13 protein-coding genes are annotated in these 14339 nt (G+C 44.3%); 6 read left to right on the top strand and 7 right to left on the bottom strand.

The genetic code is table 11. From position 1 onward, the window contains the following. The 4 genes from tmk to RMO79_RS05135 all read left to right on the top strand — a co-directional run. Positions 1-703, top strand: a 703-nt coding sequence (gene tmk / locus RMO79_RS05120) for a dTMP kinase (RefSeq protein ID WP_396136527.1), incomplete at its 5' end; no start/stop codon positions are given. A 304-nt stretch (positions 704-1007) separates the two neighbouring features. After that, positions 1008-1985, top strand: a complete 978-nt coding sequence (locus tag RMO79_RS05125) for an S-layer homology domain-containing protein (RefSeq protein WP_310481977.1) — start codon at positions 1008-1010, stop codon at positions 1983-1985. Between the two features lie 139 nt (positions 1986-2124). Next, the gene (locus tag RMO79_RS05130) at positions 2125-3429 is read left to right on the top strand and encodes an MFS transporter (RefSeq protein WP_310481978.1); all 1305 of its coding nucleotides are present in this window, start codon (positions 2125-2127) and stop codon (positions 3427-3429) included. A 93-nt stretch (positions 3430-3522) separates the two neighbouring features. Continuing rightward, a complete protein-coding gene (locus RMO79_RS05135; protein WP_310481979.1) occupies positions 3523-4485 on the top strand; it encodes a prolyl oligopeptidase family serine peptidase in 963 nt (320 codons plus the stop codon). 68 nt (positions 4486-4553) lie between these two features. Here RMO79_RS05135 and nirD read toward each other — a convergent pair whose 3' ends face one another. The 3 genes from nirD to nirB form a co-directional block, all read right to left on the bottom strand. Further along, the gene (gene nirD / locus RMO79_RS05140) at positions 4554-4910 is read right to left on the bottom strand and encodes a nitrite reductase small subunit NirD (RefSeq protein ID WP_310481980.1); all 357 of its coding nucleotides are present in this window, start codon (positions 4908-4910) and stop codon (positions 4554-4556) included. 54 nt (positions 4911-4964) lie between these two features. Continuing rightward, positions 4965-6050 (bottom strand): leucine-rich repeat domain-containing protein, encoded by a 1086-nt coding sequence (locus RMO79_RS05145; protein WP_310481981.1) that lies wholly within the window; start codon positions 6048-6050, stop codon positions 4965-4967. An 84-nt stretch (positions 6051-6134) separates the two neighbouring features. After that, positions 6135-8663 carry a nitrite reductase large subunit NirB gene (gene nirB / locus RMO79_RS05150; RefSeq protein ID WP_310481982.1) on the bottom strand — a complete coding sequence of 843 codons (2529 nt, stop codon included), beginning with the start codon at positions 8661-8663 and terminating at the stop codon, positions 6135-6137. 253 nt (positions 8664-8916) lie between these two features. On the opposite strand from nirB, the gene RMO79_RS05155 reads away from it, so the two are divergent. Beyond that, a complete protein-coding gene (locus RMO79_RS05155) occupies positions 8917-9420 on the top strand; it encodes a hypothetical protein (RefSeq protein WP_310481983.1) in 504 nt (167 codons plus the stop codon). A gap of 136 nt (positions 9421-9556) precedes the next feature. Here RMO79_RS05155 and RMO79_RS05160 read toward each other — a convergent pair whose 3' ends face one another. From RMO79_RS05160 to RMO79_RS05175, 4 genes are all read right to left on the bottom strand, one after another. Beyond that, positions 9557-10285 carry a GUN4 N-terminal ARM-like repeat domain-containing protein gene (locus RMO79_RS05160; RefSeq protein ID WP_310481984.1) on the bottom strand — a complete coding sequence of 243 codons (729 nt, stop codon included), beginning with the start codon at positions 10283-10285 and terminating at the stop codon, positions 9557-9559. A gap of 258 nt (positions 10286-10543) precedes the next feature. Then, the gene (locus tag RMO79_RS05165) at positions 10544-11626 is read right to left on the bottom strand and encodes a glycosyl transferase (protein WP_310481985.1); all 1083 of its coding nucleotides are present in this window, start codon (positions 11624-11626) and stop codon (positions 10544-10546) included. 17 nt (positions 11627-11643) lie between these two features. Continuing rightward, positions 11644-12795 (bottom strand): aminotransferase class V-fold PLP-dependent enzyme, encoded by a 1152-nt coding sequence (locus RMO79_RS05170; protein ID WP_310481986.1) that lies wholly within the window; start codon positions 12793-12795, stop codon positions 11644-11646. Positions 12796-13028: 233 nt separating this feature from the next. Next, entirely contained in the window at positions 13029-13910 is an 882-nt protein-coding gene (locus RMO79_RS05175; protein WP_310481987.1) for an aspartoacylase, read from the bottom strand. A gap of 148 nt (positions 13911-14058) precedes the next feature. Between RMO79_RS05175 and RMO79_RS05180 the strand changes: the two genes are divergently transcribed. Beyond that, positions 14059-14339: LysR family transcriptional regulator (locus RMO79_RS05180; protein WP_396136528.1), on the top strand; the 281-nt coding region annotated here is incomplete at its 3' end.

Consider the following 14339-nt stretch of genomic DNA (forward strand, 5'->3'; position numbering starts at 1 on the left):
GATTAGTTTACTAATTTGTAGTAAATATCCAGCTAAATCTTGTCCGAACATGAGTGGTAAATTGATCGTATTTGAAGGAGTTGAAGGAGCGGGCAAAACAACCCAGCTTCAACAGACAGCAGAGTGGCTCAAAAGCTGGTACCAAGACAGACGATCGGTAATCGTTACGCGCGAACCGGGTGGGACGAAGCTAGGACAACAGATTCGCCAATTGTTGCTAGACGATCTAGATAGTGAGGTCAGCTATCGGACGGAATTATTATTGTATGGAGCCGATCGCGCTCAACATGTAGAATCGCTAATTAAACCCCATCTCGATCGCGGCGATTGGGTATTGTGCGATCGATTTACCGATTCAACCATCGCCTATCAAGGTTACGGACGTGGGTTCGATCTCTTGGAGATCGAAAAGGTCAATCAAATCGCTACAGGTGGCTTGCAAAGCGATTTGACATTATGGTTAGATTTAGATGTGAGTATCGGTCTAGAACGCGTTTTAGTACGGGGAAAACCCGATCGAATGGAACGAGCGGCGATCGATTTTCACCAACGTGTCAGACGCGGCTATCAAGAGTTAGCAAATATCTATCCAGATCGAATCGTCAGGATCGATGCCGATTGCGATCCGGTAGCAATCCAGACACAGATTCAGTCAATCTTATTAGCAACGCAATGGCTACCTGCTAATGAATTGCCAAATTAAGACTAAATACTCAACATTTTTGTAACTAAAGTCAAATAATGCGATAATCCTAACTAAAATCAAAGCTGGGCGATTTTTAGTTGTATCCATTCTTAAAACGATAACTACCAATTTGTGGATCTCGCATCAGATCGTTGTTCCTGCGAGCCTCTCCTTTGGAAAATCGAGAAGATCTACTAATTTGCGGTAGAACTCTAAAGAATGGATATTAACCATCGCTAAAATTGCTGACTCAATCGATTGTAAACGAGAGAGCGGATTTCGATCTGTTGGCATGGATAAATCTAGATAATCAGGCAAAAACATGACTAATTCACCTACTCCTACTCCCAATCCCAATCGTCGCCGTCGGTTGACAGCAGATGAATTAATTGCGATTGGGGTAGCCTTGGCAGGAATCGGTACGATTTTCTTTTGGGGGATCGGTCAAAAGTACCAACCGATGTTTCAATCTGGGATCGATAGCCTGGGGAGCGATCGACCCAATCGTCAAATTGGCTTATTAACTGGTGCCGATACCAAGATCGGTCAAGACAGAAGTACGTTAGCAGATTTTAGTAGAGATCGACAGCCGACAGTCGTTCCCAATCCGACAATAAAGGTGCCTGCCAAACCGATCGTCAAAACGGTCGAAGTTCCAGCCGAAACCACGGCTCCCGTGGCGACAGTATTACCCGCCGTCGTTCCTGTCGTCATCCCTGTTACCAAAACACCCGCATTTACCGACGTTCCCAATCAATTTTGGGGCGAAACATACATTACCGAATTAAAAAAACGCGGCATTCTTGAAGATTTCGGGACGGGTAAATTCGACCCGAACCAGGAGATTACTAGAGGTGAATATGCCAAAATGCTCGATCGTGCATTTGCCGATAAACCAACTTCTACCGCTGTATCGAAGTTTAAGGATATTCCCACCGATTATCCCCGCAAAGAAGCGGTCGATAAATCCGTACAACTCGGCTTTATGACTGGCTATTCGGCCGATAAATTCGCACCGAATCAACCGATTCCTCGCTATCAATTACAAATTTCCCTAGCTAAAGGATTGCAGTTAGCAGTACCAACTAGCGTCGATACGGTATTGAGTAAGTATCCTGACAATAAACAAATGCCAGACTACACGCGACCCAAAATGGCAGCAGCGATCGATGCTGGATTAGCGATCGATGATGAAACAGCCAATCTGCTCAAACCAGTTCAGAAAGCTACCCGCGCTGATGCGGCAGCTTTGATTTATAAGGTGTTAGTTAAAGAAGGCAAAATCGTCCCTCAAAAATAAACACATTTCCGCAAAATCACGGTGCCATCTGGGTAAAGGGAATATGACTCTTTACCCCTTCTCCTTACGGAGACGCTACGCTACGTTGAGCTACAAGGCAACGCCTCTAAACCTTTACCCTTCATTTTCACCCTATTTTATGACACTCGATGCTCCCAAACAGAGGCTCCGCCAACGGCTACCGCACCATGTATGGATTTTGAGTATTGCCAGCCTACTTGCCGACATTAGTGCGGAAATGATTCGTTCGGTATTACCAATTTTCGTATTATTAAAATTGCAAGGTGGAGCCTTGACCATTGGCGAGATCGAAGGTGTCGCTGCTGCTACAGTGGCAATTATGCGCGTATTTTCGGGGGGATTAAGTGACTTTTTGGGAATGCAAAAGGGACTAGCTGTCATCGGCTATGGTATTTCCACGATCGCGCGAACTTGGCTGCCGATCGCATTCGATCCACCATCGATTATTCTCTCGCAATTTGGCGATCGGTTCGGACAGGGGATTAGTGTCGCTCCCCGCAAAGCTTTGATGGCAGATATTACCTCTACAGAAATGCGATCGCGAGCTTATCGTCTTCGTAGATCGTTACTAATTGCGGGAGCTTGTATTGGTTCGATTATTGCTGGGGCGATTTTATTTTTCACCCAAAATAACTACCAACTCGTGTTTTCTGGCGCGATCGTCCCTAGTTGTATGGGACTAGCAGTATTGATGGTAGCTGTGAAACCAGTCCAAAAGCAAACAAAATTATTGATGATGCCTGCGGAAATGACAGGATTGCTGGCTGGCGGCGACGACTTCTACTCCCGCGAATCGAATGCTCCCGCTCGCCAGAAATACCAGCCAGAGCCATTAACGCCGAGTTACAACCCCATTTATTTACGAGATTTAACCAGGCTGGGAGGGGAATATTGGCTGCTGCTTACCGTTGCGATTTTCTTCAATCTGGGCAACTCCAGCGATGCATTTTTACTAATGCGCTCGATCGAAATCAATATTACCCCAGCATTGATTCCCGTCGGGCTGATTATTATGAATTTAGTCTACGCCCTGGTTTCCTATCCCATTAGCGCGATCGTCAATCGGGTTATTAAAGTTCGCCTGCTGCTAATGGGCTTTTTGCTCCATGTCATCGTCTACTTCGGACTGGCAGTGGTAACCACAAATGTCCAGATTTGGTGTTTATTTGGTCTGTACGGACTCCATTTAGCCATGATTCAAGGTTTGCTCATCGATTTAATCGATCGGGCTGTAGAGCCTTCTAGACGCGGTACGGCGTTTAGTCTGTTTAATCTCAGTATCGGCATAACGCTGTTGGTAGCCAATTTAATTGCGGGCTGGTGTTGGTATACGATCGGTTCTGGCTTTACCTTTACCGTCGGTGCCTTTTTTGCCTGTATTGCCACTCTCATCTTGCTAATCGGTAGTGAGGAGTCAGATTAAATCGCAAAATTGCTGACATGGTGGCATCGACATCGATTTGGGCATATTTGAGTTAATAGATCTGGCATCGCAAATCGGATAACTCTTACCTTTATGAAATCAAATTCGGCGGTCGTGCTGCTACTTTTTCTCGTTGTAGGCTGCGCGCCCCAACAGACACAATCCGATAAATTTTCGTCATTAAATGAAGCTCGACAGGCTTTTAAAACTACTTTATTAACGCAGAAAAGCGATATAGAGCCAGTTGTAAAGGCTCCTGTGGCTATCTTTAAAACTATTAAATACCCTGCTGCCAGCGGTGAATTAGCAGCTTATATTTCGCCGAATCCTGGCAATGGAAAAAAACAGCCAGCGATTATTTGGATTACTGGCGGCGACTGTAACTCAATTGGTAATGTTTGGTCTCCAGCATCGAGAAAAAATGACCAAACAGCAGCCGCTTTTCGTCAAGCCGGAATTGTGATGATGTTTCCTTCTTTACGTGGTGGTAACGATAATCCAGGTATTAAAGAAGGTTTTCTCGGCGAGGTTGATGATATATTAGCCGCCGTAAAATATCTGGAAAAACAAGATTATGTCGATCCAAAACGAATTTATTTGGGCGGACATAGCACGGGAGGCACTTTAGTTTTACTTGTTGCTGAATCTTCCAATCGGTTTCGGGGTGTCTTTTCTTTTGGTCCGGTTGCTGATGTTTCTGGTTATGGATCTGATTCTGGTTTTTTACCATTTAATATTGGAAATCGACAGGAAGTTGAATTGAGATCGCCAGGATATTGGCTATCTTCAATTCGCTCTCCTGTTTGGGTATTTGAGGGTACTAGTGGCAATATCGATTCGCTGAGAGAAATGGCTAAAGCCTCGAAAACCCCACTATTCATTTTACTGAAATCGAGGGTAGCGACCATTTTGCTATTCTGGCACCGACGAATGAAATTATCGCCCAGAAGATTCTTAAAGACACAGGCGAAGTCAGCAATATTTCTTTTTCTAAGGCTGAAGTCAAAGGAGAGTAAAATTAAAGACGGTTTCGATCGAAACTTTAGATTGTTTTGAATCCTGACGATTACAGGTGTGTCTCGATTTTCCGCCGAACTAAGACTAGCAGCAATTATCTCAATTTATCAAACACCAACCTGAACTTGTCCATCAACAATTCGAGCGGAAAAAGTATCGACTTTTATCCTTGAATCGTCCAGACATTCACCTGTTAACAGACTGAAGTTTTGCTTGTAAATTGGCGAGGCAACTTTGGGAGTACCATTACGATCTCCGACAATACCTCTCGATAAAACGTATGCTTTACTAAACGGATCGTAATTATCGATCGCATAAACATCATTACCTTCACCGACTCTAAATACAGCAATTTGGCGATCGTTTACTAATGCACAAACGCCTGTGTTTGGTAAAATACGTTCTACTGGACAAATCGTAGTCCACTGTTGGGTTGTTGAGTTAATTGATTCTGTTTGCGACATTTGAAAAATTAAGAGTTTAGATTTTTTCAGGGTGACAACTTTTGCTAAATATATTTAGAACTCACAGGTATATTCTAAATCTACCGGGCAAGTTTTAATGCTAAGTCGATTGCTTTTAAGATTGAGTTCGGTCAGTTTCGTTAAGCTAGATAGCGGTCTGACATCAGTAATTTGATTATTGTCAAGGAAAAGATTATTTAGATTATTGAGACCGGATAGTGGCTCGATCTTGATAATTTTATTTCTAGCAAGTGAGAGATAAGCTAATTTATTTAAACGAGCTAGCGGCTCGATCTCAACAATCTGATTTCCTTCAAGTGAAAGACTTTTCAAAATAGTTAGACCAGCTAGTGGTTTCACATTGACAATTTGATTATCATTTAAAGATAGACCATTTAAGTTAGTTAAGCTAGCGATCGGATCGAGATCGACAATTTTATTTTTGTCGAGCGTCAGGTAGTTTAAGTTATTCAAACTAGCCAATGGTTTTACATCGACGATTTGATTGTCTCCGATCCAAAGAAAAATCAGTTTGTTCAAACTAGTCAGTGGTTTCACATCCACGATCTTATTACTGTCGAGGGGGAGATATGTTAAATTAATTAACTTAGCTAATGGTTGAATATCGATAACTCGATTAAACATCAGCGATAGTGAAGTTAATTTAGTCAAGCCAGTTAATGGTTTAACATCGACAATCTCGTTACCAGTAAGATGGAGATAGGTCAAGTTAGTGAGACTAGCTAGTGGCTTGAGATCGACAATCCGATTGCCATTGAGGTTAAGATCGGTTAGGGCAGTGAGACTGGCGAGTGGTTGGAGATCGACAATTTGATTATTCCTCAGCCAGAGCCGCTTCAAGTTAGGAAGACTGGCTAATGGCTGCAAATTAACTATTTTGCGATTGCCGAGAGCAAGTTCCTCGATCTTTCTAAGCTGACGATCGGCTAATTGACAATCGTTAGTATATGCTACTTTTAGCATTGTCTCGATCGTGTGCCTAGTATCTGCTGAAACAGTTAGCTTCCGTTCGCACCACCGTGCAAAGCTGTCTGGTTGCGGCTGGGATGCAGCCACTCCGGTGAATGCTGGCAATAGTAATATGTAACCGATCGTTAGTGCTAAATAACGTTTCATCATTTTTAGATTGACTAACCTGAAATCTTGAATCGAAACAAATTTACTAGTATCTCGATCCAAGATTTAAGCGTACCGAATCATTATCTAACGATCGATCGCCAGTAATTGTCGCTCATGTTCGTAGACTGGGCGTTTTTGTCCGCGTTCTTCGACGACAACGATATTGGGATCGGGTGCGTTGCTGTTGACGAAGTGTTGGAAGCGTTGGAGTTTGACGGGATCTTTGAGGGTGACATCCCACTCGCAGGCGTAGGTGGCGACTTGATGATTCATTTCTGCTTCGAGTTCCTCAGCGATACCGAGGGAATCATGAATAATCACATTTTGCAGATATTCCATCCCGCCTTCGAGTTTATTAAACCACGTTGCCGTGCGTTCTAAACGGTTGGCTGTGCGGATGTAGAACATCAGGAACCTGTCCACATAGCGAATTAAGGTTTCTTTATCTAAATCAGCAGCGAGCAGTTGCGCGTGTTGGGGTTTCATTCCGCCGTTACCGCAGACGTAGAGGTTCCAACCTTTTTCGGTGGCGATAATGCCGAAATCTTTGCTTTGGGCTTCGGCGCATTCGCGGGTACAGCCAGAAACTGCGGATTTGAATTTGTGGGGGGCGCGGAGTCCGCGATAGCGTAATTCTACCTCGATCGCGAGGCTAACCGAATCTTGTACGCCAAATCGACACCAGGTGCTCCCGACGCAAGATTTAACGGTACGGAGAGCTTTGCCGTAGGCGTGCCCGGATTCAAAGCCAGCAGCCACCAGACGCTGCCAAATTAGGGGCAGTTGGTCTACCCGCGCGCCAAGTAAATCGATGCGTTGCGCGCCCGTTATTTTGGTGTAGAGTCCAAAATCTTTGGCGACTTGTCCGAGGACGATTAATTTTTCGGGGGTAATTTCACCGCCAGGAATGCGGGGAATAACTGAGTAGGTGCCATCGCGTTGAATATTGGCGAGGAAGGCATCGTTAGTATCTTGTAAGGCGACATGAGGTGCATCGAGAATTTGGTCGTTCCAGGCGGAAGCGAGAATCGAACCGACGGCTGGTTTGCAAATTTCACAGCCGCGTCCGGTACCATGTCGATCGAGGAGTTGTTGGAAGGTGTGGATATCTTGCGATCGCACTAGGCTATATAATTCCTGACGGGAGAAGGCAAAGTGTTCGCACAGGTTATTATTAACGGCGATGCCAGCTTTTTTGAGTTCGGCTTTGAGTAAGTCGGTAACTAATGGAACGCAACCGCCGCAACCCGTTCCGGCATTAGTACAGGATTTAACGCTACCGATATCGCGAAGTTCCTGCTCTTGAATCGCGGTGCAAATTTGGCCTTTGGTGACGTTATTACAAGAGCAAATTTGGGCGGTATCGGGGAATTGGTCTACACCCATTGCCATCGACGCACCACTGCGAGGCGGTAAAATCAGATCTTCGGGATGGGGTGGAAGAGCCATCTGATTTTGCATCAGTTGGAGCAATGTACCGTAAACGGTGGCATCGCCGACTAAAATTCCACCTAATAAACGAGTACCGTCTTCATTGACGACCAACTTTTTATATATACCAGAGACAGCATCGTCGATCGCAATTACTTTCGAGCCAGTCGTCTTGCCAAATGCATCTCCAAAGCTGGCTACATCGATGCCCAACAGCTTCAATTTGGTGGACATGTCTGCGCCCGTAAAATTATTAGCTTCGCTGCCACAGAGCCTGTCTGCGGCGACTTCTGCCATCCGATAGCCCGGTGCGACTAAACCGAAAATTTGGTTATTATATAAAGCACATTCACCGATCGCATAAATATCGGGATCGGATGTTTGACAATTGTCGTCGATCGCGATGCCGCCCCGATCGCCAATTTTTAGCTCGCACTGACGCGCCAGCTCATCTTGAGGGCGAATCCCCGCCGAGAAAACGATGATATCTGTTTCTAATTCGGTACCATCGGCAAATAACATTTTACAGACGCGTCCATTTTCATCGGCGACAATCTCCGTCGTCGATTTGCCTGTATGAATGCCGATGCCTAAATCTTCAATCTTCTGACGCAATACCGCGCCGCCTGCATCATCCACCTGTACGGGCATCAATCGGGGCATAAACTCGACTACATGCGTCTTGAGTCCTAAGTTTTGCAGTGCATTGGCACATTCTAAACCGAGCAAGCCACCACCGACGACGACACCGACTTTACAATCTTTGGCATAAGCTTCCGTCGCCTCTAAATCGCAAATCGTCCGATAGACGAACGTACCGGGTAAATCGTTACCTTTTATCGGCGGTACGAAGGGATAAGAACCAGTCGCCAGCACGAGCTTATCGTAATCGATCTTTACTCCTTTAGCTGAAGTTACCGTCTTATTGGCTCGATCGATACTAACTGCCTTATCGCCGACATGTACCTCGATGCTATTTTCTTGATAAAAATTCGGTTCCACGAGGGAGAGATCTGCGGCTGTCTTCCCTGCAAAATAACCGCTGAGATTAACTCGGTCGTAAGCTACCCGTGGCTCTTCACAAAAGCAGATTAGTTCCCAATCTGCACTTTTTGTTGCCATCTGCTCTAAGAACCGATGACCGACCATCCCATTGCCGATCGTGACTAACCGTTTTGCCATGCCAATGCTGCCTATAGCTACAATAATCCTGAGTGTATATTAGGCTAGGCAGATTTGCGAATTTTATTTGTCTCGATCGCTACAAAAAAGTTAAACATTATGCATTATTCGCATGACGATCGTGCGATTATATCAATTGAGGGAATAGGGGATAGGGGATAGGGAATAGGGGGAATACTTAGAGTATCTGTAGATATCTATCTACTAGCTCTAAAGATTTTACGGAGCCAAAGAAGATCCCCATCTAAATTATATGAATATTATTTCGGCTATTCAAAAACATTATTACAAACGATCGAGTCTATTAATTCCATTATCTATCGATTCAGTCTGCCATGTTTTTGCGAAACTTGCAACGGTAGGGATCGTGCGCGGCAATCGCTGGAATCCGTTCGCTCCTTATTATAAGTTAAAGGTACGATGGGATGGCAATATTGCTTGTTTGGATGGGCCTTATGGCGCAAAAATGGTACCTTTAACAACTCAAATTACCATTGAGCCATCAATGAGTCGAGATCGGACTATGCTCGATCTCACGATGCAATTATCCATTCGTTATATCAATACTAGCCTGCTGGTGACATCTTTACTAGCAATATTTACAATTTGTCTGCAATTGAAATTTCCAGACAAGTTAATCATATTTCTATTTTGGGTAATGATGTTGTATGGGTTGACTTGGATGTATTTGTTTTATTCAAGTAATATTATCCATAAATGTCTAGCAGAGGAGCTTTCAAATGTCGATCTCATCTAACAATCCTAAATGATAAACTATGCTCTCTTTGGCTTTCTCTGCGCCATCTGCGTCTCTGCGGTTGATTCGATCTATATTTAAGTGCTGGCAAATGAGAAAACTATCTAGGATTGCGATATCTCGATCGACACCAAATTTAAACATCCACTTTTTCCCAAGCTGGATGGGAAAGTAACGAAGAAATAACCCGAACGCCTCGCAGTTGATTGGATAGGGGCAAATGACCTCTAGGAGCGGTCAAATTCCATGTAAACGAGCCAGGGTATCGCGTCCAGTTATTACCCTCCTTCCAGCCAATTTTCGGCCAGAATTTATCCCAATTTTTATTCATCCCCACCCACATTTCGCGCTGGATGGAGAAACCGAATTTACCTTCAGAATGTAGCAGCCATAAAGCATCGATTGTGTGGAGATCGATCGTCGGTAACTGCGTGACTTCGGTAAAATAGATCCACTTGCGTTTTACTGCCGCGGCACCAGCTAGTTCGCACAACTTTTCGGTAGTGAGCTTATCGGCAGCTTCAAATTCTTGTCTGGCTAGTAATTGCTGAAGCTGGGTATAGTCTACACCCAAACTCGATGCGAGGGGAATGAGTCCGGTTGGTAATTCGCGATCGAGATATTCCTGCGCTGCGGTTGACTCGCTAGAATACAATGCCTGATATACCGCCCCCATCACGACTGTTTGCTTAGTTCCCCGCTGTTGTTGGAGCCATGCAACGAGAACTTCGATTCCAGGAAGTCCCGATGCAATTATCTGCGGGAGCATCTGTAACTGATTTTTCGGGTTGCTAGTTGTAAATTTTTCCTGCAACTCGACGACTTCCGACGGCATCGATGCTGAGGTAGTAATGAGATCGGGCATGGGTGGGAAACGGCGATGGGATGGAGTAGTCCGATCGACATTTTACCAAAGATTACCTAACTTGTTGGTCGATCGTGAAGATTTGCAGCTATTCTCATTATGAAAATTGAGATCGGATCTGATGCTGGTTTTTAAAAATAAAACTGCCCAAATCCGCATTCTGTCGTCAAGATTGAAGCGATAAAATAGTGCGAGAGTTTTCAAATGATAATTGCTGGCAGATTTGAGATCGTGCGGATGATGCGATCGACTATCGATCTACTGGGCACCAAAGTAATTAATAATGGCAGTTGCGATCGCGTGGTTGCCATCGGTGGCTAATTTCGCCTGCAATCTTGGCGGTTGTAATGGCAAATTGAGAAAATCCCAATTGTCAGCGAAAAACAGATTGGGACTAATTACTTGGTGATAGCCATAATCTTGCATTCCATTGAGGATAATTTCGGATTCGGCGAAGCCAGAGCGGGTAAGCGAAACAATCGGGATTTGGAGTTTTAATGCTTCTGCGTATGTAGAATAGCCTGGTTTGGAGACGACTCGATCGCACAATGGCATAAAATCGACCGGACGGTACGCGCGATCTAAAGCTTTAACTAAGTTCGGTAAATCTGGAGCATGGGCATCGAGCGTGATAAATTGATAATCGGAAAATCGATCGATATTGTGATAGGGAATTGCATCGAGGCTCAAGCCGCCAAATGTCAGTAAAATCGTGCGCTCTTTAGGTTGGGTTAAATTAAACTTGTCGCGGATTTTGTCCAACGGATATTTAGGATCGCCGCCAGTCAAGCCGACATCTTCAATTACGGGAAAGCGATCCATCGACTCATGTAATGGAACGCGAAATAATCGATCGCATTGCTGATAGCAGTCGCCAATCCAATCGGCAATCGCCCGAAATTCTGTGCCCCAATCTCGATAGATAAAATCCCAGCCAAAATTCCCCGACATCCAGCAGGGAACGCCTAATTTTTCAGCGATTAAAGTGGCTAATGGTGGGAGATCTCCAAATACTAAACTTACGCCCTGCTCTTGACAAAACGCCACCTCTTCAGCAATTATCTCGTCTTTACTAGCGATAATATTTTGCCATTTAACTAGTGTCGCATCTAGATCCATTTTGAGACTATCAGCTTGCACCACCCCAACATCAAACCCGCGCTGGCGGTAGATAAAATCACCATTGATATAGCACTCCAACAACCATCGCGGAGCTGTAGTCACCAGAATTAATTTTACCGATGGTAACAGCTTTTGTAGCTTTCCGGCGATCGCCGCCGTTCTGGCTGCATGTCCGAAACCGTGGTTGGTGATGGCAATATAAATCGTCCGATCTGACATAGGGGAGGTTCCGATATTTAATTAATTAGCTTACGCAAACATTGAATTAATTCATCAATTTCCGTTGTGGATGTAAAGTAATGAGTACAAGCGCGAATGCAGTCAGGATCGACGATCGTTCGTAAATAAAAATTTCGATCTTCCAAATCTTTAACTAACCGAGCGTGGTGTCCTGTGACTACCTGAAAAGATACTAATCCCGACTGGGGCGCGGTATCGCTCAGACATTTAATCTTTGATACTTGTTGTAAATTCTCCCATAAATAAGTAGCTAAATTCACAATCTTACTAGTCCGCTCGATCGCACTTCCCCAAGCTTGATGAGTGGCAATTGCCGCCCGCAATCCAGCATATAGGGGATAAGCAGAGGTGGCAACTTCATAACGACGAGCATCATTAATAATGGGTAAATCTGGTTTGCTGTAATCGAGACTGCGCCAACCGATAAATGTCGGATCTAAATTACTCAAAGCATTGGGATGGATATATAAACCGCCCACTCCTTCTGGCCCACACCACCATTTATGTCCCGTAAATGCGTAGAAATCTATTCCCAATTTAGCTAAATTCAACGGTAATAAACCAACAGATTGAGCGGCATCTACTAAAATCCGAATCGGTCGATTTACCTGCGGATATTGCCGGATTCCTGCTGCGATTTCTGCTAGCGGTAATACTTGTCCAGTATTCCATAAAACGTGACTAAGGACGACTAATCGCGTTTGTGGTTTGAGCTGTGCGGTAATGACAGCGACAGGATCGCCAGTATTGAGCGTCGCTAACAGCGGAAACAAATCGACCGTGACTTGAAACCGCCGACAGATCTCGTTAATACTCGCAATTACCCCCGGATGTTCGCAGTCAGATAACAGGATGCGATCGCCAGGTTGCCAATTTAGACCCCATAAAGCAATATTACAGCCAGCCGTGACATTTTCTGTCAAAGCGATCGAGTCTTTAGTTACACCGAGTTCTGCTGCGATCGTCTGACGGGTCAAATTTGACTCTCTCGCCACCAAATCGCTAGTTTTGAGTCCGAATGGCCCTTGCGATTGAATCTGCGTGTAGGTGGCTACAATCGCGTCTAGAGCGGCTTGTGGCATCGGCCCTTGTCCGCCATAGTTAAAGTAGGCTTTATTCGCTAAGGCTGGGAATTGTTGGCGATTCATTGGAGATGGGGTAAGTAGTAAGAAGTAAAAAGTGAATCTTTTTTCCGTAGGTTGGGTTAAAGAATGAAACCCAACATTGAAGAATGAAACCCAACATTTTAAGGGGGTTGTTGTGATTGTTGGGTTTAGCGCACCAAGACAGGGTGAGGGCAAGATCTACGGATCATACTTAAATTCAGCAACGCCTAAATTTGAATTGAGCCAACTTTATAATTTTATGACTTTGATGCAATTTAAATATTTTCCACCTGCAACTGTTGTCGATCGGTTAAAGTCATGGCAATGCCTTTCTCATAATAAGCAGCCTCATTAATAAAGATCGGAAAAACCGTAGTTTCGCCAGCGTAAGGAATCGTCTCACCAGTAAATGTCATAAACATCGGATCGCCAGGATGTAGCGGCTGATAATCTTGAAACTGGAGTTGGGGATGGATCATCGCCTGTAATGCTCCGGCTGAATTACGCGGATAATCGACAGATAATAGCGTCTGATATACAGTCAAATTAGCTGGAATTGGCAGCGATTTACCTTGATTTACTGCATCGATGTAATCTAAACAGGCGCAAACCAACATCTCGGTTTTCTTAAACAGATCGGCATTGAGAATTCCCTGTGCCACTGCGCCAACCTCAATCGTACAACCTAATGGCACGAGAGATCGCAGCATGGGATCGCTAGCATTGGAGTTAGCTACATAACAAACGCGTACATCGGGATGCAGTTGACTTAAATAAGTAGCCAATTGTAAATTAAATGGATGTCTACTAGAGGGTAAAATTGTTAGCCCCATATTTGATGTAGAACTATGCAGATCGATGATAAGATCGACATTAGTTAATTGAGATGCAATTTCTTTAGCACGCTTTTCTTCATAACTAGTCAACTCTAGATTTACTAAGTCTCCATTATCGAAACTCCGATTTAAATCTCGATCGATATAGCGTCTATTTGCCGTCACTGCTTGATGATTGGCAATTAAAGTCATACACTCAAAACTATCCCGCTGTAGTAACTCTGGAAATCGATCGAACTTATCGACTAGATAAACGCCAGTTAACTCATTACCATGCGTACCACCCACAATCGCCACCCGTCGTATCGATCCCGTTTGCATAAATCAACCTCTGCGATCGCTAGTAAGTAATACTGTTGACAACATCCTAGCGGAGGTTTCTCAAGAAATAAATACCCAATTTCTCTGTCATACTCAATGTAAACAATATATTACTAACTTTATGGACGCGCTTAAAGCTATCGGTGCGATCGAACTTTATCATTTGAGGTACTTCATTGCAGTAGCGGAGGAACTGAATATCAATCGCGCCGCTGAAAAATTGCAGATGGCACAACCACCTCTAAGCCAGCAAATTCAGATGCTTGAAAAAAGGCTAGATGTCAAGCTATTCGATCGGAAAAATAATCGCATTCAACAACTCACCCAAGCTGGAACGACATTTCTAGAAGAAGCTAAATCGATCCTAGCCAATTTAGAAAGTGCTGCCATTAAAACCCAACAGATCGATCGCGGTAAAATCGGTCATTT

The organism is Chamaesiphon sp. VAR_48_metabat_403 (genome assembly GCF_031422475.1).
Classification (GTDB): Bacteria; Cyanobacteriota; Cyanobacteriia; order Cyanobacteriales; family Chamaesiphonaceae; genus Chamaesiphon.

Coding starts and splice junctions, on each gene's coding strand:
- RMO79_RS05125 (WP_310481977.1), top strand. CDS start 1,008: ATGACTAATTCACCTACTCCTACTCCCAATCCCAATCGTCGCCGTCGG.
- RMO79_RS05130 (WP_310481978.1), top strand. CDS start 2,125: ATGACACTCGATGCTCCCAAACAGAGGCTCCGCCAACGGCTACCGCAC.
- RMO79_RS05135 (WP_310481979.1), top strand. CDS start 3,523: ATGAAATCAAATTCGGCGGTCGTGCTGCTACTTTTTCTCGTTGTAGGC.
- nirD (WP_310481980.1), bottom strand. CDS start 4,910: ATGTCGCAAACAGAATCAATTAACTCAACAACCCAACAGTGGACTACG.
- RMO79_RS05145 (WP_310481981.1), bottom strand. CDS start 6,050: ATGATGAAACGTTATTTAGCACTAACGATCGGTTACATATTACTATTG.
- nirB (WP_310481982.1), bottom strand. CDS start 8,663: ATGGCAAAACGGTTAGTCACGATCGGCAATGGGATGGTCGGTCATCGG.
- RMO79_RS05155 (WP_310481983.1), top strand. CDS start 8,917: ATGAATATTATTTCGGCTATTCAAAAACATTATTACAAACGATCGAGT.
- RMO79_RS05160 (WP_310481984.1), bottom strand. CDS start 10,285: ATGCCCGATCTCATTACTACCTCAGCATCGATGCCGTCGGAAGTCGTC.
- RMO79_RS05165 (WP_310481985.1), bottom strand. CDS start 11,626: ATGTCAGATCGGACGATTTATATTGCCATCACCAACCACGGTTTCGGA.
- RMO79_RS05170 (WP_310481986.1), bottom strand. CDS start 12,795: ATGAATCGCCAACAATTCCCAGCCTTAGCGAATAAAGCCTACTTTAAC.
- RMO79_RS05175 (WP_310481987.1), bottom strand. CDS start 13,910: ATGCAAACGGGATCGATACGACGGGTGGCGATTGTGGGTGGTACGCAT.